Raw genomic sequence first — 25,070 nt, 5'->3', positions numbered from 1 at the left:
CTTAAAATGGGATATATAGAACCGGCTCCAATTAAGGATAAAGAGAATCCTTTCGAGTCAATGATGTCGAGATTTCACATCGCGGCACAAGCTTTAGGGCTTGACGATGAAATTTACAATGTACTTAAGTCTCCATATAAGCAGGCCATCGTTTCGTTGCCTGTCACTATGGACGACGGTTCAATCAAAGTTTTCGAAGGTTATCGAGTGATTCACTCCAATATTCTTGGGCCATCCAAAGGTGGAGTAAGATTTGATATGGGCGTGAATCTGGATGAGGTAAAAGCACTTGCCGCCTGGATGACCTGGAAATGTGCCGTAGTAGATATTCCTTATGGTGGAGCCAAAGGCGGAATCAAATGCGATCCGAGATCTATGTCTCCAGGAGAGATCGAAAGATTGACTAGAGCATATACGCAAAACATGCACGAGATCTTTGGACCTGACAGAGATATTCCTGCACCGGACATGGGTACTGGACCTCGAGAAATGGCTTGGATGATGGATGAGTACTCTCGCGCACAAGGCATGACGGTAAACGCGGTGGTTACCGGAAAGCCAATTGTATTGGGAGGTTCACTTGGAAGAACAGAAGCAACTGGTCGTGGTGTTATGATCTCTGCTTTGGCAGCGATGGAAAAAATGAAAATCAATCCTTTCAACGCCAAGTGTGCGATTCAAGGATTTGGTAATGTAGGTTCTTGGGCAGGAAAACTGCTAGAAGAAAGAGGCGTAAGTATCGTTGCCATTAGCGACGTGTCTGGAGCCTACTACAATGATGGCGGCATCAATATGAATGAGGCCATCGAATATAGAAACAACAACAATGGTCAATTGGAAGGCTTTCCTGGAGCAGAGAAGATTGAGCCTGATGAATTGTTATTGCTAGAAGTGGACGTATTGATTCCAGCAGCCAAGGAAGATGTAATCACATTTGACAATGCGGCAAAGATCAAAGCTAAGTTGATCGTGGAAGGTGCCAATGGTCCTACTTCGGCAAGAGCAGATGCTATCCTACAAGAAAATGATGTATTAGCTGTTCCGGATATTTTGGCCAATGCTGGTGGTGTGACTGTATCATACTTCGAGTGGGTACAAAACAGACTGGGATATAAGTGGACACGTGAAAGGGTGAATCGTAGATCAGACAGGATCATGAAGACATCTTTCAATAAGGTCTACGAAATTTCTCAGGGATACAAAGTATCATTGAGAATTGCGGCCTATATCGTGGCCATCGAGAAAGTATCGACAACCTATAAATACAGAGGAGGATTCTAAGAATCCTCTTTTTTTCATTATTATGACCATTCACAAGGAAGGATACAAAATTTTGTTTGTACTGCTGTGCGTCTTGGCTTTGGCCAACTATGCGGTAAGGTATTATATGCCTGCAAATGAGCTTGCACAGCAGCTGGCCCTAATCGCCAGTTTGATTATATATCTTTTGGTATTGCAATTTTTTAGAAACCCAAGGATAAAAGTTGAGGCAAACGAAAATGTAATCCTTGCGCCTGCAGATGGTAAAGTAGTAGTGATTGAAAACACTGAAGAGGGGGAGTATTTCAAATCTGAGCGTAAGCAAATTTCGATTTTTATGTCTCCCCTCAATGTGCACGTCTGTCGGACGCCTGCTTCGGGACTCGTGAAATTTTTTAAATACCATGCAGGTAAATACCTGGTGGCTTGGCATCCGAAGTCAAGTACAGAAAACGAACGTACCACAATGGTAGTCGAATTAGCCAATGGCGTTGAAATTTTGGTGAGACAAATCGCCGGTGCGGTAGCCCGAAGAATCAAATGGTATGTGGGAGAAAATCAAAAACTCCAGCAAGGACAGGAATATGGCTTCATCAAGTTTGGTTCCAGGCTCGATGTGTTCCTTCCGGTTGATGCGGATATCAATGTAAAGATCGGTGATGTGACTAAGGGCGGAAGGACTGTGATTGCTACTTTGAAGTAAAGTGAATGATGATTCTGGCTGGAAGCCGTTATATCACAAATAAGAATTTACACCTTAGCGGACTAATTCATTTCAATAAGCCATATTCTAGATCATTTGAATTTGAGCTTCCAGAAGGGACAGAGGTCATAGTTTCAATTTGGCAAGAAGCTTATGATGAATTTATACAAGCTTTCCTCAAAACTCCAGAAACATATGAAGCATCAATAGTGGGAGAAGAGTTTTTGAACTCGCCATACTATGATTCATATAGCTTTTTAATAGAGCGAGAAATTTTCAGTATGAGCTGTAATGATTTAACGAATTTTTCTGAGGCAATTTATTTTTATTCACCTAATGAAGAGAATGGATATTTGTCCAATTTTTCTAGTCATGGAATCGAAATTAAGGATGTTTATTACCCGACTGTAGAGCATTATTTTCAATCTCAGAAATTTGAGGATGAAGTTTACCAAAGAAAAATTATTGAAGCCGAATCTCCTAAAAAGGCTTCGGAATTAGGTAGGACAAGAAAGATCAACATAAGAAAGGATTGGGAAGAAATTAAGAATACTTTAATGAAAAAGGCTGTTCGTCGCAAGTTTGAAACTCATAGATCAATTAAAGACAAACTTATCGATACAGCTGATAGAATGTTGATTGAAAATTCACCCTATGATAATTACTGGGGAATAGGGAGTTCTGGAAATGGTCTTAATCAACTTGGAACAATCTTAATGCAGGTACGTCAAATTTTAAGATAAATTCTTCAAATTCACCACTTCTTTAGGCGTAAGGTTTCTCCATTTACCTTTAGGCAATTCCTTCTTGGTGAGTTGACCGTACATGGTTCTGTCCAGCTTCACTACTTCGTACTCGAAGTGCTCAAAAATTCTTCTTACGATACGATTTTTACCCACATGGATTTGCACCCCGATTGATTTTTTATCTGGAGTTAATATAGCGATATCATCTACTTTCACCTCTCCATCTTCCAGTTTGACACCATTGGCAATTTGCTCCAAGTGAAAGGCAGTAATTGGCTTGTCCAATTCTACTTGATAGATTTTCTTTATTTTGTATGATGGGTGAGTCAATTTTTGTGATAGTTCGCCATCATTGGTAAATAATAATAACCCCGTGGTGTTTCTATCTAATCTGCCCACTGGATATATTCTAGATTCCGTAGAGCCTTTTATCAGTTGCATCACCGTCTTACGCTTCTCAGGGTCGTCCATCGTGGTGATATAATCCTTGGGTTTGTTGAGTAGAATGTAAGCGTAGTTCTGTGGTTTGATTACTTTACCATTGAACTTTACTTCGTCGCCATGTTCTACTTTAGTGCCGAGTTCGGTGACTACTTTGTCGTTAATTTTAATTTTACCCTCAGCAATCAAAAGATCGGCATCACGTCGAGAGCAGATGCCTGCGTTAGAGATGAATTTGTTTAGCCTGGCCGGATAACTCAGTGCTGCTTTTTGTGGTTCAGGTTTGTTTTGACGGCCTTTGGGATTTGTTCTTTTTCGCATGATGATAATGATTCATGCAAAAATAGTTGAATTGGGAAGGATCAAATAACAAATCTCAAAATACAATCTAGGGTGATCATATATATGATGTCAAGGTTTAGTGATTTGGTTTTTGGAATTTGCTGCTTTGAAGCTAGATCCTACTCCTTCTCGTCTCCGATCTCGTTTTCTTTCTGTTCAAAATCTTTGAGTGTAGGCAGTTCACTCAAGTCATTGATACCGAAGTAGTCAATAAAATTCTGACTAGTGCCGTATATGATAGGTCTACCAACAGCTTCTGACTTTCCTTTGATTTCGATCAATTCCTTTTCTAACAGCTTCTGCACAGAATAGTCACAGTTAACGCCACGAATCTGCTCCATCTCCCCTTTGGTAATGGGCTGTCGGTAGGCGATGATCGATAAAGTTTCAAGCGCCGAATTGGATAAACGTTTCTTGGATTGTTGTTTAAGGAGAATTCCAATACTGGCTTGATAAGCAGGTTTGGTCAGAAATTGAAATCCGCCCCCGCTCTGTACAGGTTCGAAGGCGTATTCTTCACTTTTATACTTTTCTTGCAATTTGGCTATCGCATCATGGATGTCTTTCAAGGGCACCTCTGCTTCAAACATCTCTGTAAGGCAGTCCTTCACTTCTTTGTCCGTAATGGGTTTGTGCGAACAAAAAATTAGTGCTTCGATATGATTAGCCAAGAAGTCCAATTAGCTACTTTGCTTTAATTTAGAATCGATAGAAAGCGTAGTATGTGGTACTGCACGAAGTCTTTCTTTACTGATCAACTTACCACTTTCTTTACAGATGCCGTAAGTCCCGTTTTTGATACGAATCAAGGCATTTTCTAAGTTGGTAATAAATTTTTGCTGTCTGGCAGCTAGCTGATTTAAACTTTCTTTTTCAGCGGTATCCGCTCCGTCTTCCAACGTTTTTACATTCCCGAAGGTGCTGTCTGTACCTGAGTCGCCGCTTCTTGTCAAAGACTCCTTGATGTACTTCAATTCGCTCTTTGCTTTGTCAAGTTTTCCGTTTATCAGTTCTTCAAATTCAGCTAGTTCTTCTTGAGAATATCTTGTTTTCTCTCCATTGCTCATATTTATAGCATTTTAATCCAAGGGTATTTTGCGCAATCTACTTCAACGTAATTAAAAACAAAAGGAAAAAATGTAGTGACTCAAAATATTTAATTCTAAGTCATTTGGTTAGTTTAGCTAATGACATTTAAACGCATTCCAACTATGAAAAAGTATATGCTATTTACCGTATTTCTTACGTTATTGTTTTTTGACCAAGAGTTTGTACAGGCACAAAACATCAAATCAGCTGGTGGTCCCACACTGGTAATTCATGGCGGAGCTGGTACAATACTTAAAGAGAATATGACCCCTGAGGATGAAAAGGCTTATCACGAAAAATTGAAAGAAGCACTCCATGCGGGTTATGAAATATTGAACAGCGGTGGAACATCCGAAAATGCTGTGATCACGGCAATTATGATTATGGAAGATTCGCCTTTATTTAATGCTGGAAAAGGGGCGGTTTTCACCAATGAAGGAACGAATGAAATGGATGCTTCTATCATGAATGGTGGAGATGGTTCTGCCGGAGCTGTGGCTGGAATCAAAACTATCAAAAACCCAATACTAGCAGCTCAAGCAGTCAAAAATAATTCTGAGCATGTGATGATGGCTGGGAATGGAGCGGAACAGTTTGCAGTTGATCAAAATATTGAACGTGTGGATGCTTCCTATTTCTATACAGAGAGAAGGAAGAAGCAATTGGATAACCTCAAAGAAGCGGAAAAGGCTAATGAAGAAGGAAGCATCAAGCAATGGAGGGATTATAAATATGGCACTGTGGGCGCCGTAGCTTTAGATAAAAATGGCAATATCTGCGCAGCAACTTCCACAGGAGGGATGACCAACAAAAAATATGGGCGTATCGGAGATGCACCTGTCATTGGGGCTGGCACTTTCGCCAATAAGACCTGTGGAGTTTCTGCTACTGGTCACGGAGAGTATTTTATCAGAAATGTGGTGGCTTATGATATAGCCGCCATGATGGAGTATAAAAAAATACCACTGGGAGCAGCTGCTGAAAATGTGATTATGGAAAAGTTAAAGAGAATCGGAGGTGGAGGTGGAGTTGTGGCACTCGATTCCAATGGAAATATCTCGATGACTTTCAATACGCCAGGGATGTATCGAGGTTACATTCAAAAAGAAGGTAAAGCGCGTACATATATTTATAAAATCGAAGGCTAGGCTGCCCATCCCTCCCGGTCAAGACTTCGATACTGAATGGCTTCTGCTAAATGTTCGATTTGGATTTCTTCTTTACCCGCAAGGTCTGCAATGGTGCGAGCTACTTTTAGGATTCGGTCATATGCACGAGCTGAAAGGCCTAGCTTTTCCATGGCTGTTTTAAGCAGGTTTTTTCCGGCGGCATTAATTTGACAAATGGATTTTACCATTTGAGAATTCATCATGGCATTGTTGAATATTTCGGGGTGGTCTTTGAATCGTTCTTGCTGAAGCATTCTAGCCTCTATCACTCTATCTCGAATGATTTCACTACTTTCAGTTTTTCGGTCTTCAGTCAATTGATCAAATGATACTGGAGTCACTTCTACATGGAGGTCAATCCTATCCAACAAAGGCCCGCTGACTTTGTTAAGATATTTCTGTACCACGCCCGGTGCACAAACGCATTCTTTCTCGGGGTGGTTATAGTAGCCGCACGGACAAGGATTCATACTGGCGATCAACATAAAATTTGCAGGAAATTCTATCGAGATTTTGGCTCTTGATATCGTAACTTTTCTTTCTTCTAGTGGCTGGCGCATGACTTCCAATACGGTCCTTTTGAATTCAGGCAATTCATCAAGAAACAGCACACCATTATTGGCCAGAGAAATCTCCCCAGGTTGAGGAATTCCACCCCCACCGACCAAGGCTACGTCCGAAATAGTATGATGAGGGGATCTAAATGGCCTTGTAGCAATCAACGAAGAATTTTCTTTGAGCTGACCCGCCACCGAATGAATTTTCGTGGTTTCGAGAGATTCCTGCAGTGACAAAGGAGGTAAAATAGAAGGTAGTCTTTTAGCCAACATTGTTTTTCCTGCTCCAGGCGGACCAATCATGATTACGTTGTGTCCACCTGCTGCCGCTATTTCTAATGAACGTTTTATATTTTCCTGTCCTTGGACATTGGCAAAATCAGCTGCGTATTCATTGATATGAGTCTGAAACATATCTCGAGTATCGTATGCCAAAGGTTCGATCGGTTGAGTGCCCGAGAGATGATCAATGGCCTCTTGCAATGAATCAACAGGAATCACCTCTAGGTTGTCCACGATAGCTGCTTCAGAGGCGTTTTCTTTTGGAAGAATGAATGTTTTGAATCCTTTTTTTCTTGCTTCTATGGCAATAGGTAGCGCTCCTTTGATTGGTCTGATGTTACCATCCAAAGACAATTCACCCATGATGATGCTTTCTTCAAGTCCATTGAATTCTAACTGTCCGGAAGCATTGAGAATCCCCAGAGCAATGGGTAGGTCATAAGATGACCCTTCTTTTTTGATGTCTGCAGGTGCCAGATTCACAATCACTTTTTGTCTGGGCATGAGGAATCCATTTTGCTTCAGCGCAGATTCTACTCGATGTTCGCTTTCTTTTACAGCTGAATCAGGCAGCCCTACCATATAGAACTTGGTGCCAGCAATTACATTGGCTTCAATCGTAATGATGTGAGCATCTACTCCATAAACGGCACTCCCAAAAGTTTTGGCTAACATTTAGATTGGTTGGTCTTGTTGATTATTCGCTGACAGGAGGTTGAGGGTCTTCATTCTTTTTCTCAACCGCAGGTGCTGATGTTGGCTCAGGCGCTGAAGCATTTGATTTATCATACAATTTGGCTTTTAGGTCAGTTACTTCCTTCTCTAAGGTTTTTATTTTACTTCTTTTAGCTCCTAGATGGATGTTTTCAACAATTATTTCGGTAAGAAATAAAATAACCCCTATTCCGCCCATTTGTAGCACTAGTCTAATCAGTCCTGTCCAGGTACTGATCCAGTCCCAATCCCAGTGAAGTACAATATTCTCATAGTTAAACGCAATGAAAGAAGAGAAGAAAAAATAGAGGATGTATATACCATAGAAAAAGGTCTTGAATTTTTTCATGCGTTTTTGTGTTGAATGAATAATAGCTGGTTAATATTCATTGCAAAATAACTTTATCCGAAGTGTGATTCAGCAATGATGAGACTAATTTAAATATTAAATTAATTTTAATCTATCAATGCCTCTTATTCCTTTTCAGTTTTGAATTATTCTCTGACTTTATCGCAAAGAGATTCTCTAAAGAGGCATTTAACATGAATCAGGCGGAAAACAACACGCAATATTTTATATTGCATATTGAGAAAAATAATATGTTTTTTTAGTGAATACAATTTTATGTATGGTGTCAGCAGCCAATCATAGTATTGAGTAACTAAAAATTAAACTTAATGGCAGCATGAAAGAGATTAATAAGTTAGTCGACCTGGTTACTCATGGTCTAAAAAGTAACTATGATGTAATCAATTTAAATGGCGACGTTGAAAATCCAGGGAAAGAGCAGCAACTGTATAATGGAGTCCTAAATGGATTGTATCCCACGGATGAAAGTGCAGCAGAAGGGATGTATCAGTCTGACATTTATGATCAACGATTTCGAATGTTGAAATCCAGGCTGCGACATAAATTATACGATCTACTTTATCACATAGATTTTGATGAACCTGGCTTTACTCATTCTACTAAAGTAGAGCTTGAAAGCAAAGAGTATTTGCACAAGGCCCATATTTTATTCAAGTTGGGTGAAAACAGCATGGCAGATAAGCAGTTGAACAAATGCATTACACTGGCCGAAGAAAACCAAATCACGCAAGCTCTGGTGGAGGCTTGTGAATTGAAGAGTGACATTCTTTCTCACGAATGTAAGCCTACTGATTTTGATATTACAGTTAAGCGACTTGGAGAGCTTAGGAAGCTGCATCAAATTGAAAAAGAGAATCAGGATTTATTCTTGAAAATGAGGATGCTGATGTCAAAATCCATTCATTCTAGAAATACTAGTCAGAATCATTTAAAAGAATCAATTAAGCAATCAGAAAAGGCTTATAAATCCACCAAATCAATAAATATTTATCTGAACTATTATCAACTAAAAGTTTGGTTTTTCTTGGTAGAAGAGGATTTTGGAGGACTATATAAATTCACTCAGGAGGCCGTCAAAACTGTTGGGAAGGCTAAAGTTGATCCAGAGCGGTTCGATTATGGTTATAATAGCTTTTTGTCCAGTCGTGCGTTGTTGGCTTCAGAAAAATACAAAGAGGGGTATGCTGAAGCCAAAGCAGGCATTAAGTTTATGGATAAATCAACTGAGCGTTGGTTTGATCATTCAGAGACTTATTTTTTGTTGGCGATGCACAATCAAGATTACAAATTGGCGAAAAAAGTCCTTGAAGAAGTTTTAAAAAACCCGAATTATTCAAGAGCTTCTGAAGCTACAATTGGGCGTTGGAAAATTTTCAGAATTTATTTGAATTTCGCCACTCCAGGAAAAGATATGCTCAAACGCGTTCGTTTTAGTGATGTCTACGAAGCGGCGGATTACTACTTCATAGAATCTAAGGGTTACTATATGAGCTTGCCACTTCTGGAATTTGTGCATCATGTAAATAAGGACAGGCTTGATTTGGCTATGAATAAGCTGGATGAGGTGGAGCATTATTTCTTCAAGCATCTCAACGAACCTGGAAAGAACCCAAGAGAAAAGCAATTTTACAAAATGCTCAAAGTTTTGAAGTCGTTAGATTTTAATGTAGACAAGACAAAAGCAAAAACTGATAAGTATATGGCTAAGATGATTGAGAAAAGATCTTATCCTCCATTCTCAGATTTTGAAATATTACCTTATGAAGATTTATGGGAAGTAGTACTTAAAACTGTAAGCAAGCTAAAGTTCGCTAATTCTTAGGCGACACATTTTTTTCGTAGTACCTACACATCAAAGATATTTTGCATTGATCGCACTGTGGTTTTCTGGCCAGGCAAATATATCTGCCATGCAGGATTAGCCAATGATGCGCTTTAGGGATGTGTTCTTCCGGAATATATTTTACCAGTTGCTTCTCTACTTCTAGAGGAGTTTTGGCTGTTTGAGTAACAAGCCCAAGTCGTTTCGAAACTCGAAATACATGCGTGTCTACCGCCATGGTAGGTTGGTTGAATATGACTGATGCGATCACGTTGGCTGTTTTTCTTCCAACTCCTGGGAGTTTTTGTAACTCCTTCAAGTCTGAAGGTATTTCAGAATTAAACTCTTCTACCAACATCTTGGACATACCAAGCAGATGCTTAGTTTTATTGTTGGGGTAGGAAATGGTTCTAATATAAGGAAACAGTTCGTCAAAGTTGGAAGCGGCGAGAGCTTCAGGGGTAGGAAATGTTTCGAATAGGGCAGGAGTAACCATGTTTACTCGCTTATCCGTGCACTGGGCACTCAACGCCACTGCAACAATGAGTTGAAAGGGATTTTCGTAGTGTAATTCCGTTTCGGCTTCGGGTTGGTGTTGACTGAAATAGTCAATAAAAAACTGATACCGCTCTTTCTTGTTCATGGTTCGAATGTACAAAAAAGAATGGCAAAATGGGACCTCTACCAGCTACGACCTTGTCGGATAATTGGATGAGAAATTAAAAATCTTATCAATACTAAAATCTGCAGGATCAAAGAATAGCCCATCTAATAAAGAGCTATCTAGCTTTAAATCAAAAAATTTGGCTTCGAGTTCAGCGTCGCAAACTAATGCATTTTCAATGTCGGTTTTTTCATTTTCAGTTGACTCTCCATATAAATAGCGGAGCAGGTCATTTTCGGTAAAAGTGGTGATCATAAGCGATGTTCAATTTTTGCATTTTCTTACGCAAATTGATCAAGGCATATCTCATCCGACCTAAAGCTGTATTGATACTGACGTTAGTGGACTCTGCAATGTCTTGAAAACTCATTTGCATATAGTGTCTCATTATTAAAACTTCCTTTTGTACTTCGGGTAATTCCTGTACAAGCTTTTTTAATAACGCATTAGTATCTTGTTTGATCTGGATGGACTCAATAGAGTCTTCCGCGAAGTCGAGTGTATTGAATACACCACTTCCATCTTCCATTACAATTGTAGGGTAACGTTTGTCCTTTCTGAAGAAGTCAATCGCCAGGTTGTGCGCAATGCGCAACACCCAGGGCAGAAATTTCCCTTCTTCATTGTATTTTCCTGATTTTACAGTCTTTACGACTTTGATAAATGTTTCCTGAAGAAGATCTTCAGCCACATATTTATCTTTTACAATCAAGTAAATAGTAGTGAAAACACGAGACTTATGTCGAGCCACCAACTCTTCAAATGCCTCTTCGCTACCGTTTTTGTAATGTGATACTAATAAGCTATCACTAACACCAAAATTATTCATCTGTATAACACTTTTGTTCTAACGTACTTGTCTAGACCATATTGTAGTGTTTGGTTAAAGAATGAGTTTTTTTAGAAAGGCAGCAGTTCATCCGAACTCTAACCGACTACTTGCAAAAATTAAATCTTTTGAAAGTTCTATTTTATACAGGTATACTGCTATAAATTTCGATCAAAGTAGGAGTACTTTCGATTAATAAGACAATGAGGGAACTGGTATACCCCTAAGTGGGTTATGACATAAATAAAATTAGAAAAAGATGAAAGCCATTTGGAACGGACAAGTTTTAGCTGAAAGTGAGGACACATTAGTTGTAGAAAACAATCATTATTTTCCTCCTCATTCCATAAACAGTGAATTTTTCAAAGCAAGTGATACGCATACCAATTGCCCATGGAAAGGTGTAGCAAGCTACTATACCGTCGAAGTAGATGGCGAAAGAAATCAAGATGCCGCCTGGTATTATCCATCTGCTTCCGACTTAGCCAAGAACATCGAAGGATATGTGGCCTTTTGGAAAGGTGTTGAGGTAGTAAAGTAAAAGAAGGACAACTTTCCCAAAGTTTATATGGCTAAATTTTGTGGACAGGTAGTCTTAGTATCCTTCCTGGAGATCAACTTTGGAAAAGTTCAATAGCCCTACTTAAACTTCTAAGGCTTAAAACCCTAGAGTTTAGTTACTCTTCACTCGAAGTAAAGATCTAATATAGGAATGGTATGCAAGCGGCTACCTATCTTTGTACCTTCATTTAAATACAGCACATCGTGTCTTCATTTTCAGCATTAGGTATTTCAAAGTCATTAATTAAAGGATTGAATGAGTTGGGCATTAAAGAGCCTTCAGAAATTCAAGAGCGAACTATTCCTATACTTGTACAAGGTCAGACAGATTTTGTAGGACAGGCGCAAACAGGAACTGGTAAGACAGCAGCTTTTGGATTGCCTTTACTGGAATTGGTAGACCCAAAGGAAAAGCATATTCAGGCACTGGTACTCGCTCCTACGAGAGAACTTTGCCAACAGATAGCTAAACAACTTTTCAAATTCACGAAGTATTCAGAAAAGATATTTACCGAAGCTGTATTTGGAGGAGCTAAAATCGATGAGCAAATCAGCCGACTTCAGCGGCCAACACAAATTTTAGTGGCTACGCCTGGGAGGCTTGTAGACTTGCTGCAGCGTAAAGCTGTTTCATTGGATCATGTTCAAACTGTTGTACTGGATGAGGCTGACGAAATGCTAAGCATGGGATTCAAGCAAGATTTGAATAAGATCCTTGACGAAACTGCTACCAGGAGTAATAAATGGTTGTTTTCAGCCACCATGCCAGAAGGTGTGAAAAAAATGATTAGAACCTACCTGTCTCAAAATGCCCAGCGTGTTGAACTCAAAAAGAAAGGAGCCAACGAGAATATTGAATATCAATATGTCGTATGCGACCCTAAAGACAAAGTGAAGGTTTTATTGTCGTTTCTTCAATCACAAAAGGAAAATAGGGGGTTGATTTTTTGCAACACAAAGGCTGCTGCCAAAACCTTAAGCAAACAATTACAATCCAAAAACATTGCCACGGAAGCACTCGAAGGTGATATGAAGCAAAAAGAGCGGGACAAGGTCATGCGTGCATTCAAGAATGAAAGTTTGCAGATTCTGGTTTCTACTGATGTGGCTGCAAGAGGAATTGATGTGAAAGGCCTTTCCTATGTTGTGCACTTTCAGGTGCCAGAGCATCTGGAATACTTTACGCACCGGAGTGGACGTACTGGTAGAGCAGGATTAAATGGTTTGTCGTTATGCCTTGTTTCCGAGCCAGAGATTAAGCGTATCCGCTTCTACGAGCAAAACCTTAAAATCAAAATGAAGCGCATAAAGGATTGATGAGAAAGCCCGCTAAATATTGGGTTGAGCGTTTGGGGTTAGAGCCGCACCCCGATGGTGGTTATTTCAAAGAAACCTATCGTTCTTCAGCATCAACAGAATTCACTGATTTTTCGTCAGAGAGAAACGTGTCTACTGGCATTTACTTTTTGCTCACCGCCGGAAATTTCTCAGCTTTCCATCGAATCAAGTCTGATGAGATGTGGCATTTTTATTCTGGCGATGCTATAAGCATTTATGTCATTGATCAAAATGGAAAGCTTAATGAAATTAATCTAGGTCTTGATTTGGAGAAAGGACAAGTGCCACAAGCAGTGGTGCCAGCCCATTGCTGGTTTGCCTCTAAGGTGCAAGATGGTGGAGCATATGGTTTAGTTGGCTGTACGGTAGCACCAGGTTTTGATTTTGAAGATTTTGAAATGGCCGATCGAAACCAGCTGCGCGCTGAATTTCCGGAGCATAAAGAATTGATTACCTCTCTCACCAGGATCTAAACTACTTTTCTTCTAGGTATTATACCCATTTTGACCCTTCAATTGCTGTTTTGGCACAAGAGTTGAATATTGTTTTGCGAGTTTAGATTTTGATTAATCGCCACTTTGTGTGGTACTGTTGAATCAGCAGCCCTGCTGGTTGACAGTTTTCGGCAGCAGGCCGAAAGTAGATTAGTTGATTGGTTATGTTTTGAGTTTATCCCAGGGGTGGTTCCCTGGGATTTTTTATTTATAAAACCGACTCACCATTCAAATCTGTAGTTAATATTTCACTCATATAATCAAAGAAAGGTCGCATATTTTGAAACTGTTTGATAATAGTCAAATGAAAGTTGGGTTTCATCACCTCTTTCATATTGAATTCATGTCTCACCCAATATTGTTTGTATCTGAGTAAATCTATGGCTGGATCATCCACCTCAAACCCTTTGGGTGCACGTTTGAGTTGTGCTCCTTTGAGTGACCCAAAATTCTCTTTGAAGTCCTTTCTTTGAATAATTTCTCTTAGCATATCTGGCTCTTGCTGCAGGTGCTTTCTAATATGCATCATGTCTTGTGAATTAGGCCCCCAAAACCCACCGCCGACATAAGTATTGCCGGGTTCTAGATGGAAATAATAACCACCTCTTCTTTCGGCTGAAGCTCTTCTGAACCCTCCCCCAAAATAGATACTATAAGGAGTTTTATCTTTTGAAAATCTAACATCTCTATAAATTCGGTATAGGCTTTTTTTCCCAGTTGGCGTTTCGATTACATCTGTCTTGCTTAGTTCCATGAGTAGCAACTCTGCGAATTCAATAACTTGTTGATGGGCTTCCAGATATTGATCTTTGTTTTTGTTGAACCACTCTCGGTTATTGTTGTTTTTGAGTTTGTTTAAAAATTCGAAAGGTTGAGAGAGTAAAGATTGAGCAGGCATAAGTGTGTTTGATGAATAAAAAAACACCCATCCTTATGAGTGTAAAGATGGGTGAGTTCAAGTTAATTAGATTTTCTTACTTTTTGTTCCAGTTATTGTTGGCTGTTTCAAAAAACTCTGAGCCGCCAGCTTGCGCTTCAGCTTTGACTTCCGCTCCATTAAATAAGTAGAGTTTTTCATCTTGAATGATGTAAGAGGTGGGGTCGGCCCCGGCGGAGAATCCTGCATTCACAGCAAATCCACAATAGCCGCCATACTGTGGAGCGTACATTTCGGGATTAGCGATAAAAGCATTTTTGTTTTCTTCGGACACAAAGTACCACTTTGCGTCTTTCCATTCATATTGATATTCTTCAGATCCCATTTTTGCTTTGTCAGCTACAAAGTAACTTACCGGGTCGTAGCCCTGGATGGCTACACCAGAGTAAGTGTCGAATTCGTTGGAAGGCACCATGCCCAATGGGGCTACGTGATTGGTTTTGGCGAACACAAAAATTCCTACAATCAATACAACCACAACAATGCCTATTATTTTTAATGCTTTCATAATTTTTTCAGTTTAGTTATCTGCTATTCATTGACATGACGAATGGGAGTAATAAGTTAGGACAATCAGGGCAATATTTTTTCAGATTGGGAAAAAATAAGCCTGACATCAACTGGAAGCGCTTCCAGCATCTATCAGGCTTTAGGAAATAAGCTCTTTTGTGGAATAATCAAAAGACCGATTTTAATCCATGGGGTTGCATGAAGCTGGTTTGTAGATATTCATAATTATTCACTAACTTAAGATTGGCACCTACACATCTGATATGAAACCAAAATCTTGTAGTCACCTTGAAGCAATTGATCACATCAAATCTGGTGCAGGGGTTTGTGAAGAGTGTGTGAAGACCGGCGATGAGTGGGTTCATCTTAGAACTTGCCAAACCTGCGGTGTGACCCTTTGCTGTGACTCATCTATAAATAAACATGCACGTACGCATCACGAAGAAAGTTCGCATCCGGTGATAGCCTCTGCCGAGCCTAATGAGTATTGGGCATTTTGTTACCTCGATAATTTGTACAAAAAATTCAAACCTCAATAAGTCCTGTCTAATGAGCTAATATTCATATTTGAAACAGCCATAATTGTATTACATTTTCTCATTATGAAATGTGACTCTATTAGCCTTCCATAATCCAATGGCTTTTATTAATATTAAAGCTTCACCTGTAGATTTAATAAATTAATAATCTAAACATTGAATAATGAGCGTAAAAGAAAATGCCGTCGTGACGGTTTCTTTCAAAAATGGGGAGCTTTCACTCTGTGATAATGAGGGGAGTCAATTCAACCCTAAAGACCCTGAGTCTTTCACTACGAAAGTAAGACCCAATGGAAAAATTGGATGGGTACCTGGTGAGGGAGTATCAGAAATCAAGTACATTAGAGTCGATTCAGGCTATGAAGTTTTTAAGAGAATGCCTAGGGAAAAAGATGGTGTTTGGTTCGCAAGAATAGATAAGCGAAAATCTGGAGATACGAAATACACTATCGTATATAAATTGGATGGAGAGGATAAATTTTTCACCTTAGATCCACAACTAAAAGTAACTCCTCCACCTCCAGGACCTTGAAATTAAATGTAAACATACTATTGGCCTGTATAATTGCAGGCCATTTAGCGACTCCTCTTGTTGCCCAAAATATGTACAAGGTGGATAGCCTGATTCAAGTAGCAAATAGTTTGGACAAACCTGATTCTATTCTCTATTTGACCGATTTGGCTATTTCGAATTATCCAGGTATGGCTCCGGATACTATCTTGAAGTATGCCAATAGGGCATTGCAGATTGCAATAAAAATGGATAAACATGAATGGAGAGCTCCTGCCTTTTTTGCACTCGGTGATGCGTATAAAACTAGAGGTGAATTGGAAAAATCAATTGAGTATTATTTGAAATCAATTGAAACATATGAGATTTTTTCGAACCATATTGGTGTGGCATCAGCGTTCGCCAATATCGGCAGTGTGTATACGGTGCAGGATAATTTCTCCAATGCTTCTTTTTATTTTAAAAGGGCGATAAGAGTTTTCAAAGAAGCAAAAGATTCCACTCGTTTGGCCACCACTTTATTGAATACGGGGGAACTTTATAGAGAGTATCAAAATTTGGATTCAGCCTTGATTTTCTTCCAACGATCAAAAGTTATCTTTAATAGACTAAACTATTCCATTGGCACTGCATACAACCTTGGAAATATAGGGCTTGTATTAGCTGAAAAAGGTCAAATCGATCAGGCTGAAGAAAATATGAACCGTGCTATTGCTATTTTAGAAGAATTGGGTGATCGATACCCGATAGCGGTATATCAAACCTCATTGGCTGATATTTATGCTAAGAGAGGTAATTATAATAGAGCTCTAAAATTTGCCCAAAGCAGTTTGAATATCGGCATAGAAGAGGGTTTAAAAGAGCAAATCAGAGACGCTAGTCTCAAACTCTCTGAGCTCTACAAGTCTGCTGGAAATTCTGATGAAGCTTACACCTATCTCAAGCAATACATTACCTATAGGGATAGCATCAACAACGAAGAAACCATTCGTAAAATGGCGGACCTTCGAACAGAGTATGAGGTAGCCAAAAAGCAATCGGAAGTGGACTTATTAAGTGAGCAGGCCAAACTTAATAGGATGGTAGCGTGGAGTGCTGTATTTATTATAGCCTTGTTATTGGTGTTGACAATTGCTTTACTAAAAATTTATAGGATTAAAGACCGTGCCGTTCGCATCGTCCGCCAAAGAAGGCGTGTAATCGCTGCGCAACGAAACAAACTCGACGAGGTAAATAAAACAAAGGATCGGTTTTTCTCTATTGTATCACATGACATCCGTGGGCCAATAAGCAATTTTCAGGGTATTTCAGGATTGATTAATGTATTGGCTGAAAGCAAAGATGTAGACGGATTAAAGCAGCTAGGTAGTATGATGGAGGCTTCCGCCAAAGAGGTCTCAGAATTACTAGATAATTTGCTGGAGTGGGCACTGAGTCAAGAAGGTAGAATTCCTTATGATCCTCAAATCATCTCATTGAGAGAAATCAGTCAGTCTAATTTGAACATCATGTTGAACATGGCTATTGCTAAGAACATTGACCTGGTAGGCCACTTGCCTGAAGATGTGACTATCAAAGCCGATAAAAATAGTGTCTCTACCATCATCCGAAACCTGTTGAGTAATGCCATTAAGTTCACTCCGGAAGGTGGAAAAGTTACTCTTGAAATCTCTGAAAAAGCAGGTATTGGTGTTATTGAAGTGAAGGATAATGGCATAGGAATCCCACAAAAAAAATTAGAAAATATATTTTCTCTAAAAGGCACTCGAAGTCAATGGGGTACTAAAGGGGAAAAGGGTATTGGGCTTGGTTTGCTCTTAGTCCATGAATTTGCAGAATTGAATAATGGCCGAATAGAGGTGGAGAGTGAAGAAGGAAAGGGAACAGCATTCAAGATATTTTTGCCTTTAAATAGACAATAATTCTCTATAAGTATGTAATAAAAAAAGGAAGCCAAATTGACTTCCTTTTGTGGAGCATATCGGAGTCGAACCGATGACCTCTACGCTGCCAGCGTAGCGCTCTAGCCAGCTGAGCTAATGCCCCATATTTTCAAGGGCATTGGCGAAGCGCCTGTCCCGAACAAGCCGATAGGCGGATTCGGGAAGCTAATGCCCTGTAAGTGGGTTGGCAAATATATTAAAATAGCCGAGTGTTCGCATGCTCGGCTATCATATTTTTAAACCAAGATATTCCCTGTCATTTCTTCAGGAACATCTACGCCCATCAAAGTAAGAATGGTAGGTGCTAAATCTCCTAACTTTCCGTCTTTTACAGGCTCTTGGATATCCTCATCTGCGAAGATACAGGGTACCAAATTGGTGGTATGTGCTGTGTTCGGAGAGCCGTCAGGGTTCATCATGATGTCGGAGTTGCCATGGTCCGCGATAATGATAGGCGTGTAGCCATTGGCTCGAGCAGCTTCTACCACAGACTGAGCACAGCTGTCTACAGTCTCACAGGCTTTTACCGCAGCTTCAAAAACGCCAGTGTGTCCTACCATATCTGGATTGGCAAAATTCAAGCAAACGAAATCAACTTCTCCTTTTTCTAATTCCGGGATGATCGCATCACGAATATCTCCTGCGCTCATCTCTGGTTGCAAATCGTAAGTCGCTACTTTTGGAGAAGGGCAAAGCAATCTTTTTTCTCCCTTAAACTCCTCTTCTCTTCCTCCGGAAAAGAAAAATGTCACGTGAGGATATTTTTCAGTTTCTGCAATTCGGATTTGATTTTTGCCAGCAGATTCGAGCACTTCGCCCAAAGTGTTGCTGAGATTGTCTTTGTCATACATGACAGAAACTCCCTTGAAAGTCCCATCATAGTTGGTCATGGTCAGATATTTCAAAGACAATTTTTTCATTCCCTGCTCAGGAAAATCCACCTGTGTCAAGGCTTCCGTGATTTGCCTTCCTCTGTCCGTTCTGAAGTTGAAGCAAACGACTACGTCATCTTCTTTGATGGTGCCTAATGGCTGACCTGCTTCATCCGTTTGCACGATAGGCATAATGAATTCGTCGGTCACATTTTCAGCATAAGATTTTTCAATAGCACCTAAGACATCAGTGGTTTTAGTTCCTTCACCAAGTACCATGGCATCATAGGCGAGCTTTACTCGTTCCCATCTTTTATCTCGATCCATGGCGTAGTAGCGCCCTGTTACAGAAGCTATTTTGCCAGTGGTTTTGTCCAGATGTTTTTGTAGATCGGTGAGGTAATTGATACCGCTTTTTGGGTCGGTATCTCTACCATCAGTAAAAGCATGAATAAGTACATTTTCTAATCTTTGAGCTGCAGCTCCATCACAAAGTGCTTTCAGGTGATTGATATGAGAATGTATTCCCCCATCGGAAACAAGACCAATAAAATGAACGGATTTGTCATTGGTTTTGGCATAATCAAAGGCTTCGAGAAGCGTTTCATTTTTAGCCAATGAACCGTCTTCTGCAGCTAGATTTAGCTTCACAAGGTCTTGATAAACCACTCGACCGGCGCCGATATTCATGTGCCCCACTTCAGAGTTGCCCATTTGTCCTTCGGGAAGACCTACGGCTAAACCAGAGGCTTCTAATTTACTGTGTGCATACTTTGTATAGCAAGAATCTACGAAGGGAGTTTTTGCTGCTTTGATTGCAGATACTTCCGGATTGGTGCCAATGCCCCACCCATCCAAAATCATTAGTATTACCTTTTTATCCATAATGCAAATATAGTTTTACTATACAGCTCATTGAAATTTATTGATAAAAAAGGAGTTCATTTTCAATTTGTTGATTAAAACATTGAATTTCATTCAATGAAACCTGCTTTTTTTGAAAATATGTGAATTATTAAATAGCAGAAGTAAGCCTCTATTTATTAGCCAGCCATTTTTCGGGATCCATTTTTACATTGTTCTTCCAAACTTGAAATTGTAGTTCCGAAATCCCATCAGAATCTGTATAAACTTCGCCCACGCTTTCATTCGCCTGAAGTACTTGCCCTTTTTTTACATTCACACTCTTCAATTTGGCGTATAGCGTGTAGTAATCACCATGTTGGACAATGACCACACGGTTCATGCCTGGTACAAATGCTGTAGTGGCTACTTTGCCTTGGAAAACAGTTTTGACTTGTGCATTTTTTTGCGTTTGAATATCTACGCCCTGATTCTCAACCCAAATGTTCTTTAAAACCGGATGCGGATGCTTGCCAAATTTTTCGGATACAAAGCCTGATTGCACAGGCCAAGGCAATCGATTTCTTTTGCCTTCAAAAGCACTAGACACCTTGGCCATTTCCACTGTGAGATTAATGGTGTTGGCATTTTTATCAGCATTGGATTTCTCAATTTCAGCTTTGATAATCTTGGCCAATAAATTGTCCAATCGTTTGACTGCCTTCTTGGTTTCAGCCACTTCAGCTTTTAGTTCTTTTTCTCTCTTGCTCAATTCCTGAACTACTTTGTTTTGCTTGGATTTTAAAGCAAGGAGGTTTTTGTTCTCCTTAATTTTGGTTTTTAGCAATGCGTCTTGTTCTTCTTTTTTGATTACTAATACTCCCATTTGTTGATTTAGTGCGTCTCTTACTTTTTCAATTTGTTCTACCTGTACCTCACGAGCTTTGGTGTATTGTTCCAGGTATTTCAGTCTCAGAAATAATTGATTGAAGGTTTGCGCTGAAAACAGAAAAGTCAATTTGCTATATCCTTGATTGGCTTTGTAGGCATCATAGATCATCTGACCATATTCGTCTTTGAGGTGTTCCAAATCGGATTGTAAGGAATTAACTACTATAGATAGGTCAGTGATCTCACCACTGATCAATTCTATTTCCTGTGAAAGGGAAGAGATCAAAGATCGTCTCGCTTCTATTTGTTTATTGAGCGCTTGCAATTGACCAATTGAAGCTTTCTTTTCAGTTTCAGTTTCTTTTAGAATTTTCTGAACTTCGGAAATTTTGGCCAAACTTTCTTTCTTCTCTTTTTCAATTTGAGATTTACTTTTTTGAGAAAACCCATCAGGAAGAATGAGAAAGGTTGCAATTATATACAACCATGTAAAAATTTTACATTGGGTCATATTTGTCAGGAATGCTAAATGAGAAATTCAGATCTTCTTTGTTAATATTGATCCTTGAATGTCTGATTTGAACCTTAGAAACTTTCTTCGCTTTATTTCTTTTCGAGCGATAGTTGATTTGCATGTTGATTTCAGATGGAAGAATTTTATCTTCTTCTTTTAGGAATTCTGTATAATGGATAAATAGTGCGTTTTTGCTTGTATCGCTAACGGCTTGTAGTTTCTCCAGTTTCATAGAGTTGGCACCGATAAAATTCATGACGCTTAGATCTCCATCAGATTTCTGAACCTTGAAATAGCCATCCTCTTTCTTAATTTCATCTTCATCAGTAATGGGCCAGATCAAGTTGCCTATGATGATAGATTCAAGCAGTTTCAGGTCAAAATCAAAGTGATACTTTTCTGACAAATCAGAAACCTTCAATACCTGATATTCTTTGTGTATTTTGTCTAAAATAATAATTGAATCTCTAGTAACCACACCTCTGGCTGCCTCTATACCTAATCCAGGTGTCAATGAAAACCAAATGATGCTATCCTTTTTGATCCTGATATTGGCTGTCGCTTTCAAATCACGGTTTTCATCTTTGTATTTGATTTTCGACTTCATTGATAAGTTATCGTATTCCAAATTATTCAGATTGAGCTGAGATGATTTAGAAGAGAAGATTGCGAGTTTTTTGCTACAGGCTGAAAAAATTAACAAGCCTGCGAGGCATAGGATAAATCTATTCATAGAGTTGTTTATCAGCTATTTTTTTATCTAATGTGGTGGTGTCTTCAGCCATGTCTCTGGCAGTTTTCCATTGTATGATGGCCTCATCGGTTTTGCCTAATTGGAATAACGCGTCTCCATAATGTTCGATGATGGTGGCACTCGGTTCATATAACAAGGCCTGCTTTAAATTTTTAGCTGCTCCTTCAAAATCTCCCATCATGTATAGTACCCAGGCATGAGTGTCGAGATAGGTGGAGTTTTCAGGGTAGTCATTCACCAGTTTAGAAGACATCTCATAGGCTTTATCCAAATCTTTTTTACGAAGAGATAAGAAGTAACTATAATTATTTAGGACATGATCGTTATCAGGCTTTGCATTTAATGCTATTTCATAAGCTTCGTCCGATTTGTTATGATCGCCTATACTGTTATAAGCATCGCCTAGTTGGCCATGAAAAAGACTCTTCATATTGGCATCTCTAGCCGCATAGGCCTTGCCCGCGTTGAAAGTTTTAAGGGCGTTTTCATAGTCCTTTTTGATTAAATAAGCAGTTCCCCCAAAATAGTAGAGCGTAGCCTGATTTGGGAAATTTTCTATCGCCATTTCCGAATGTTTAATGACCGCATCATAATCTTCCAATTCGAGATCAAGAGACAATATATTTTGCCAAATGTTGTAGTTAGATCCGTCAATTTCAACGGCCTTCAGATAGTATTCTCGTCCTTTTGGACGGTCATTGATATTGTAATATAAATCTCCCGTCATGGCCAATGCTTGATAGGAATTCGGGTGAGTTTCTACCAATTTTTCTGACAATCTCAACAACGGTTCATTGAGCTCTTCATTTGGGAGCATGGCCAGATATCCTGCCATGGTTCTGATTTTTCTTGTCAGATCAAGGGTTGTACTTTCAAAAGGGACTTCCAGCACTTCGATAGCTTGTACATGTTTTTTCTGTTTGCTATAGGCTTCAGAAAGGAAAATATAAAGTCTCTCGTTATTCTGATAATGGTCAATTTTTGAAAGAATAAACTCTTCGGCTTCTTCATATTTATCATTAGAGAGCATCATTTGTGCCAATGACAAGGCATGTGAAGGTTCATTTGGATATAAATCTACTAACTGCTTTCCTTCTTGAATCGCCAAGTCCAGACGATTCATTTTTAAATAAATTTGTTGCTTTTGGATGGTGATTTCTTCCATTGGCCCAAAATGATCCTCAGCTTTTTGATAGCTTTCTAGCGCTGCATTATAGTTTTTTTGATAAAGCTGAACCGCAGCTAGTTCGAACAGGTAATTTTCTGTTCCAGGGACGTTGGTTAACATCTCAGTATATGTTTTCTCAGCAGCATTTAGGTCTCCGAGACTGGTTTGCACATGGGTGACGAGGAGGTAATAGTATTTGTTTTTGGGATTGTAATTTTTAGCAAAAATGGCATGAGGCAGCGCCTTATTCATGTCATTATTCTCACTGTATATTTGGCTTACTTTATAGTGTGCAGCTGCATTTTTAGGATCTAGGTCTAATACTTTTTGAAAGGCCGTCATTGCCTTTGAAAAGTCTTTGAGTAAATAGTACTTTTCACCCTCTAAGAAATAGTGATCTACTTCCGCTTTTTCCTCATCAGTCAGAAACTGAACTTCTTCAATGTTCACTCGAGGTTTGTTTTTCTTTTTCCTTTTCTGTGAAAAAGAAGGGTGACCGCAAGTGATTACAAGGGTTAAAATAAATATAGTCCGCAATATTGTATTCATAGTATTGATCAAACGATCAGCCACCTTTTATAGTTTGGGGTGGACAAATTTAACGAAAAAGCGTTGTACGTTATTGGTTTTCAATCCAATCATTTGTCTATGTATCAAATGACCCAATAATTTAAGGAAATTTAAATCCGAAAACCACTCGACCTGCAAGATGTTTTCTTTCTGCTAAATAGCTTCCCAATATAAAAATCATGACACCAAGATTCTTAATGAGAAAATTTGCCACCCAATTGTCGATATTGAACTGATAAAATAAACCTACTAATATGGATGCTAGAACTAGATAAACAAGAATTTTTCCAATTTGATAGGGAACCGGGTAATATTTTTGACCAAAAAGGTAGCTTATTAATGCCATGGTAAAATATGAAAGCAGTGTAACTAAAGAGCTGCCAAAATAGCCTAAGATTGGGATAAGTATAAAGTTGAAAAATATGGTAATGAGAGCACCAAAAATGGTGATTCCAGCGCCATACATCGTGCGATCGGTAACTTTATACCAAACCGAAAGGTTGTAATAGATTCCATTGAATAAATAAGCCAACAATAAAATAGGCACCACATACAATCCTTCGCGGTAAGTTGGGTTGGCAAAGAAGACCATTCCAATGATTTCAAGATTGAGTGAAATAGCCACAAAAACCAGTGTGCAAAAAATCACAAAACCTGTCATGACATTAGCAAAAAGTTTTGGAGAATCTTTATTCTCTGCATTAGAAAAGAAGAAAGGCTCTGCTGCATAACGAAAAGCCTGAATGCCCAACATCATAAAAACTGACAATTTATAACATGCACCAAAAATCCCAAGTGCATCCATGCTGCTTTGATTAGGGTAGTAGCCTTCCGGAAGCCAAATTTTGAGCAATGCTCGAGAGAGCATTTCATTGGTTACTCCGGCCAACCCCATGAAAAGTAAAGGAGAAGCATAAAGCAATATAGGCGCCACTTTGCTCCAGTTGAATCGAGGTTTGAAGCCCTCAAATTCTTTATAGAGAAGAATGATTAAAAGTGAATTTGAAATTAGATTGGATAGAAAAACGTACTTGGCTTTAAACTCAAAGTCATAGTGCATTTGCATGAAGTCCTGCATTTCTGTAAGCCAAACACCTTCATATACCTTAAGGCAAAAAACCAAAAAGAAGAGGTTAAGCACCACGGCGAATGTGATGTTGAAAAATCGGATAAAAGCGAATTTTTTGGCTTTTTTACGAAATCGTAACCTAGCAAAAGGCACGGCAGTGATCGCATCTATAGCAAGAACTGTTGCCAACCAATAAAATACCATCTCTTTTCCAGGATAGTCTAGCCAGATAGCCAGATCAACTCCAAAATAGAATAACAAACCAGCTAAAAAAGTGCTGGTAAGGATGATTAGGGACTCTATCTGATTGAAAAGAGTAGGTTCTTCTTCAGGGTTTTTATTGGCAAATCTAAAATAAGCAGTTTCAATCCCGTAGGTAAAAACGGGATAGAGAAATGCCGTATACGCATAAAGTTCTGTGACAATTCCATACTCACCAGGTAGAAAAACAGCAGTGTATAGAGGCACCAATAAGTAGGAAATCATACGGCCAATGATACTACTTAACCCATACCATATGGTGTCACCAGCTAATCCTTTGACTTTGCTCATGTCTGAGCCAGAATTT

At 39.2% G+C, this 25,070-nt stretch carries 26 protein-coding genes and 1 tRNA gene; 11 read left to right on the top strand and 16 right to left on the bottom strand.

Annotation, left to right across the window (positions count from 1 at the left end; translation table 11 throughout):
* Window positions 1-6 precede the first annotated feature (6 nt).
* The 3 genes from ACOQO5_RS15050 to ACOQO5_RS15040 are packed head-to-tail and all read left to right on the top strand — an operon-like array spanning window position 7 to window position 2,706.
* Complete coding sequence (locus ACOQO5_RS15050) at window positions 7-1,281, top strand: Glu/Leu/Phe/Val family dehydrogenase (protein ID WP_420582512.1); 1,275 nt, start codon at window positions 7-9, stop codon at window positions 1,279-1,281.
* Between the two features lie 22 nt (window positions 1,282-1,303).
* Entirely contained in the window at window positions 1,304-1,963 is a 660-nt protein-coding gene (locus ACOQO5_RS15045; protein WP_420582511.1) for a phosphatidylserine decarboxylase family protein, read from the top strand.
* Between the two features lie 5 nt (window positions 1,964-1,968).
* Window positions 1,969-2,706 carry an NADAR family protein gene (locus ACOQO5_RS15040; RefSeq protein ID WP_420582510.1) on the top strand — a complete coding sequence of 246 codons (738 nt, stop codon included), beginning with the start codon at window positions 1,969-1,971 and terminating at the stop codon, window positions 2,704-2,706.
* Here ACOQO5_RS15040 and ACOQO5_RS15035 read toward each other — a convergent pair.
* From ACOQO5_RS15035 to ACOQO5_RS15025, 3 genes are all read right to left on the bottom strand, one after another.
* Window positions 2,698-3,471, bottom strand: coding sequence for a pseudouridine synthase (locus tag ACOQO5_RS15035; RefSeq protein ID WP_420582509.1), 774 nt, complete (start codon window positions 3,469-3,471; stop codon window positions 2,698-2,700). The genes ACOQO5_RS15040 and ACOQO5_RS15035 overlap by 9 nt on opposite strands.
* Before the next feature lie 140 nt (window positions 3,472-3,611).
* Complete coding sequence (gene scpB / locus ACOQO5_RS15030) at window positions 3,612-4,172, bottom strand: SMC-Scp complex subunit ScpB (protein ID WP_420582508.1); 561 nt, start codon at window positions 4,170-4,172, stop codon at window positions 3,612-3,614.
* Complete coding sequence (locus tag ACOQO5_RS15025) at window positions 4,173-4,559, bottom strand: TraR/DksA family transcriptional regulator (protein WP_318173539.1); 387 nt, start codon at window positions 4,557-4,559, stop codon at window positions 4,173-4,175.
* Between the two features lie 144 nt (window positions 4,560-4,703).
* Here ACOQO5_RS15025 and ACOQO5_RS15020 point away from each other — a divergent pair, with 144 nt between their 5' ends.
* Window positions 4,704-5,729, top strand: coding sequence for an isoaspartyl peptidase/L-asparaginase family protein (locus ACOQO5_RS15020; RefSeq protein ID WP_420582507.1), 1,026 nt, complete (start codon window positions 4,704-4,706; stop codon window positions 5,727-5,729).
* Here the strand turns inward: ACOQO5_RS15020 and ACOQO5_RS15015 are convergent.
* Window positions 5,726-7,264 (bottom strand): YifB family Mg chelatase-like AAA ATPase, encoded by a 1,539-nt coding sequence (locus ACOQO5_RS15015; protein ID WP_420582506.1) that lies wholly within the window; start codon window positions 7,262-7,264, stop codon window positions 5,726-5,728. The genes ACOQO5_RS15020 and ACOQO5_RS15015 overlap by 4 nt on opposite strands.
* Window positions 7,265-7,286: 22 nt before the next feature.
* Window positions 7,287-7,652, bottom strand: coding sequence for a hypothetical protein (locus ACOQO5_RS15010; protein ID WP_420582505.1), 366 nt, complete (start codon window positions 7,650-7,652; stop codon window positions 7,287-7,289).
* Window positions 7,653-7,989: 337 nt separating this feature from the next.
* Between ACOQO5_RS15010 and ACOQO5_RS15005 the strand changes: the two genes are divergently transcribed.
* Window positions 7,990-9,495: a hypothetical protein gene (locus ACOQO5_RS15005; protein ID WP_420582504.1), complete on the top strand. Its 1,506-nt coding sequence runs from the start codon at window positions 7,990-7,992 to the stop codon at window positions 9,493-9,495.
* On the opposite strand, the gene nth is transcribed toward ACOQO5_RS15005, so the two are convergent.
* Genes nth through ACOQO5_RS14990 form a run of 3 tightly spaced genes read right to left on the bottom strand, consistent with a single transcriptional unit; the run spans window position 9,485 to window position 10,988 of the window.
* A complete protein-coding gene (nth, locus tag ACOQO5_RS15000) occupies window positions 9,485-10,138 on the bottom strand; it encodes an endonuclease III (RefSeq protein ID WP_420582503.1) in 654 nt (217 codons plus the stop codon). The two genes, ACOQO5_RS15005 and nth, sit on opposite strands and share 11 nt — an antisense overlap.
* A gap of 45 nt (window positions 10,139-10,183) precedes the next feature.
* Window positions 10,184-10,414, bottom strand: coding sequence for a hypothetical protein (locus ACOQO5_RS14995; protein WP_420582502.1), 231 nt, complete (start codon window positions 10,412-10,414; stop codon window positions 10,184-10,186).
* Window positions 10,389-10,988 carry an RNA polymerase sigma factor gene (locus ACOQO5_RS14990; RefSeq protein ID WP_420582501.1) on the bottom strand — a complete coding sequence of 200 codons (600 nt, stop codon included), beginning with the start codon at window positions 10,986-10,988 and terminating at the stop codon, window positions 10,389-10,391. Before ACOQO5_RS14990 ends, ACOQO5_RS14995 begins: the two co-directional genes overlap by 26 nt.
* 259 nt (window positions 10,989-11,247) lie before the next feature.
* On the opposite strand from ACOQO5_RS14990, the gene ACOQO5_RS14985 reads away from it, so the two are divergent.
* The 3 genes from ACOQO5_RS14985 (at window position 11,248) to ACOQO5_RS14975 (ending at window position 13,360) form a co-directional block, all read left to right on the top strand.
* Complete coding sequence (locus tag ACOQO5_RS14985; protein WP_420582500.1) at window positions 11,248-11,529, top strand: DUF427 domain-containing protein; 282 nt, start codon at window positions 11,248-11,250, stop codon at window positions 11,527-11,529.
* A gap of 224 nt (window positions 11,530-11,753) precedes the next feature.
* Entirely contained in the window at window positions 11,754-12,866 is a 1,113-nt protein-coding gene (locus tag ACOQO5_RS14980) for a DEAD/DEAH box helicase (protein WP_420582499.1), read from the top strand.
* Window positions 12,866-13,360, top strand: a complete 495-nt coding sequence (locus ACOQO5_RS14975) for a cupin domain-containing protein (RefSeq protein WP_420582498.1) — start codon at window positions 12,866-12,868, stop codon at window positions 13,358-13,360. The genes ACOQO5_RS14980 and ACOQO5_RS14975 overlap by 1 nt, the downstream gene beginning before the upstream one ends.
* Window positions 13,361-13,589: 229 nt before the next feature.
* On the opposite strand, the gene ACOQO5_RS14970 is transcribed toward ACOQO5_RS14975, so the two are convergent.
* Both ACOQO5_RS14970 and ACOQO5_RS14965 read right to left on the bottom strand, forming a co-directional pair.
* Window positions 13,590-14,279, bottom strand: a complete 690-nt coding sequence (locus tag ACOQO5_RS14970) for a DUF2461 domain-containing protein (protein WP_420582497.1) — start codon at window positions 14,277-14,279, stop codon at window positions 13,590-13,592.
* A 76-nt stretch (window positions 14,280-14,355) separates the two neighbouring features.
* On the bottom strand, window positions 14,356-14,826 hold the full coding sequence (locus tag ACOQO5_RS14965; protein WP_420582496.1) for a YHS domain-containing (seleno)protein: 471 nt from the start codon (window positions 14,824-14,826) through the stop codon (window positions 14,356-14,358).
* Between the two features lie 265 nt (window positions 14,827-15,091).
* Between ACOQO5_RS14965 and ACOQO5_RS14960 the strand changes: the two genes are divergently transcribed.
* The 3 genes from ACOQO5_RS14960 (at window position 15,092) to ACOQO5_RS14950 (ending at window position 17,800) form a co-directional block, all read left to right on the top strand.
* Entirely contained in the window at window positions 15,092-15,367 is a 276-nt protein-coding gene (locus ACOQO5_RS14960) for a UBP-type zinc finger domain-containing protein (protein ID WP_420582495.1), read from the top strand.
* 163 nt (window positions 15,368-15,530) lie between these two features.
* The gene (locus tag ACOQO5_RS14955) at window positions 15,531-15,899 is read left to right on the top strand and encodes a hypothetical protein (RefSeq protein WP_420582494.1); all 369 of its coding nucleotides are present in this window, start codon (window positions 15,531-15,533) and stop codon (window positions 15,897-15,899) included.
* Window positions 15,900-15,970: 71 nt separating this feature from the next.
* Window positions 15,971-17,800 (top strand): tetratricopeptide repeat-containing sensor histidine kinase, encoded by a 1,830-nt coding sequence (locus tag ACOQO5_RS14950; protein ID WP_420582493.1) that lies wholly within the window; start codon window positions 15,971-15,973, stop codon window positions 17,798-17,800.
* Window positions 17,801-17,850: 50 nt separating this feature from the next.
* On the opposite strand, the gene ACOQO5_RS14945 is transcribed toward ACOQO5_RS14950, so the two are convergent.
* From ACOQO5_RS14945 to ACOQO5_RS14920, 6 genes are all read right to left on the bottom strand, one after another.
* Window positions 17,851-17,924: transfer RNA gene (locus ACOQO5_RS14945), tRNA-Ala, on the bottom strand.
* Between the two features lie 133 nt (window positions 17,925-18,057).
* Entirely contained in the window at window positions 18,058-19,578 is a 1,521-nt protein-coding gene (gene gpmI, locus ACOQO5_RS14940; RefSeq protein ID WP_420582492.1) for a 2,3-bisphosphoglycerate-independent phosphoglycerate mutase, read from the bottom strand.
* A gap of 151 nt (window positions 19,579-19,729) precedes the next feature.
* Entirely contained in the window at window positions 19,730-20,911 is a 1,182-nt protein-coding gene (locus ACOQO5_RS14935; RefSeq protein ID WP_420582491.1) for a murein hydrolase activator EnvC family protein, read from the bottom strand.
* Between the two features lie 13 nt (window positions 20,912-20,924).
* The gene (locus tag ACOQO5_RS14930; RefSeq protein WP_420582490.1) at window positions 20,925-21,674 is read right to left on the bottom strand and encodes a DUF4292 domain-containing protein; all 750 of its coding nucleotides are present in this window, start codon (window positions 21,672-21,674) and stop codon (window positions 20,925-20,927) included.
* On the bottom strand, window positions 21,667-23,313 hold the full coding sequence (locus ACOQO5_RS14925; protein WP_420582489.1) for a tetratricopeptide repeat protein: 1,647 nt from the start codon (window positions 23,311-23,313) through the stop codon (window positions 21,667-21,669). The genes ACOQO5_RS14930 and ACOQO5_RS14925 overlap by 8 nt, the downstream gene beginning before the upstream one ends.
* A gap of 220 nt (window positions 23,314-23,533) precedes the next feature.
* Window positions 23,534-25,054 (bottom strand): lipopolysaccharide biosynthesis protein, encoded by a 1,521-nt coding sequence (locus tag ACOQO5_RS14920; RefSeq protein WP_420582488.1) that lies wholly within the window; start codon window positions 25,052-25,054, stop codon window positions 23,534-23,536.
* Window positions 25,055-25,070 lie beyond the last annotated feature (16 nt).

The sequence above is a fragment of the Reichenbachiella sp. genome, from assembly GCF_965223055.1.
GTDB lineage: Bacteria > Bacteroidota > Bacteroidia > Cytophagales > Cyclobacteriaceae > Reichenbachiella.
Note: the sequence above shows the minus strand (reverse complement) of the source record. Positions and strands in the feature narration are given on the sequence as shown.

Excerpts from the sequence above, each read along its gene's own strand:
- ACOQO5_RS15005 (WP_420582504.1), top strand. The coding sequence starts at position 7,990 with ATGAAAGAGATTAATAAGTTAGTCGACCTGGTTACTCATGGTCTAAAA.
- ACOQO5_RS15040 (WP_420582510.1), top strand. The coding sequence starts at position 1,969 with ATGATGATTCTGGCTGGAAGCCGTTATATCACAAATAAGAATTTACAC.
- gpmI (WP_420582492.1), bottom strand. The coding sequence starts at position 19,578 with ATGGATAAAAAGGTAATACTAATGATTTTGGATGGGTGGGGCATTGGC.
- ACOQO5_RS14985 (WP_420582500.1), top strand. The coding sequence starts at position 11,248 with ATGAAAGCCATTTGGAACGGACAAGTTTTAGCTGAAAGTGAGGACACA.
- ACOQO5_RS14955 (WP_420582494.1), top strand. The coding sequence starts at position 15,531 with ATGAGCGTAAAAGAAAATGCCGTCGTGACGGTTTCTTTCAAAAATGGG.
- ACOQO5_RS15050 (WP_420582512.1), top strand. The coding sequence starts at position 7 with ATGGGATATATAGAACCGGCTCCAATTAAGGATAAAGAGAATCCTTTC.
- ACOQO5_RS14920 (WP_420582488.1), bottom strand. The coding sequence starts at position 25,054 with ATGAGCAAAGTCAAAGGATTAGCTGGTGACACCATATGGTATGGGTTA.
- ACOQO5_RS15035 (WP_420582509.1), bottom strand. The coding sequence starts at position 3,471 with ATGCGAAAAAGAACAAATCCCAAAGGCCGTCAAAACAAACCTGAACCA.
- ACOQO5_RS14995 (WP_420582502.1), bottom strand. The coding sequence starts at position 10,414 with ATGATCACCACTTTTACCGAAAATGACCTGCTCCGCTATTTATATGGA.
- ACOQO5_RS15020 (WP_420582507.1), top strand. The coding sequence starts at position 4,704 with ATGAAAAAGTATATGCTATTTACCGTATTTCTTACGTTATTGTTTTTT.
- nth (WP_420582503.1), bottom strand. The coding sequence starts at position 10,138 with ATGAACAAGAAAGAGCGGTATCAGTTTTTTATTGACTATTTCAGTCAA.
- ACOQO5_RS14970 (WP_420582497.1), bottom strand. The coding sequence starts at position 14,279 with ATGCCTGCTCAATCTTTACTCTCTCAACCTTTCGAATTTTTAAACAAA.
- ACOQO5_RS14930 (WP_420582490.1), bottom strand. The coding sequence starts at position 21,674 with ATGAATAGATTTATCCTATGCCTCGCAGGCTTGTTAATTTTTTCAGCC.
- ACOQO5_RS15045 (WP_420582511.1), top strand. The coding sequence starts at position 1,304 with ATGACCATTCACAAGGAAGGATACAAAATTTTGTTTGTACTGCTGTGC.
- ACOQO5_RS15025 (WP_318173539.1), bottom strand. The coding sequence starts at position 4,559 with ATGAGCAATGGAGAGAAAACAAGATATTCTCAAGAAGAACTAGCTGAA.
- ACOQO5_RS14965 (WP_420582496.1), bottom strand. The coding sequence starts at position 14,826 with ATGAAAGCATTAAAAATAATAGGCATTGTTGTGGTTGTATTGATTGTA.
- ACOQO5_RS14950 (WP_420582493.1), top strand. The coding sequence starts at position 15,971 with ATGTACAAGGTGGATAGCCTGATTCAAGTAGCAAATAGTTTGGACAAA.
- ACOQO5_RS15015 (WP_420582506.1), bottom strand. The coding sequence starts at position 7,264 with ATGTTAGCCAAAACTTTTGGGAGTGCCGTTTATGGAGTAGATGCTCAC.
- ACOQO5_RS14960 (WP_420582495.1), top strand. The coding sequence starts at position 15,092 with ATGAAACCAAAATCTTGTAGTCACCTTGAAGCAATTGATCACATCAAA.
- ACOQO5_RS14990 (WP_420582501.1), bottom strand. The coding sequence starts at position 10,988 with ATGAATAATTTTGGTGTTAGTGATAGCTTATTAGTATCACATTACAAA.
- ACOQO5_RS14975 (WP_420582498.1), top strand. The coding sequence starts at position 12,866 with ATGAGAAAGCCCGCTAAATATTGGGTTGAGCGTTTGGGGTTAGAGCCG.
- ACOQO5_RS15010 (WP_420582505.1), bottom strand. The coding sequence starts at position 7,652 with ATGAAAAAATTCAAGACCTTTTTCTATGGTATATACATCCTCTATTTT.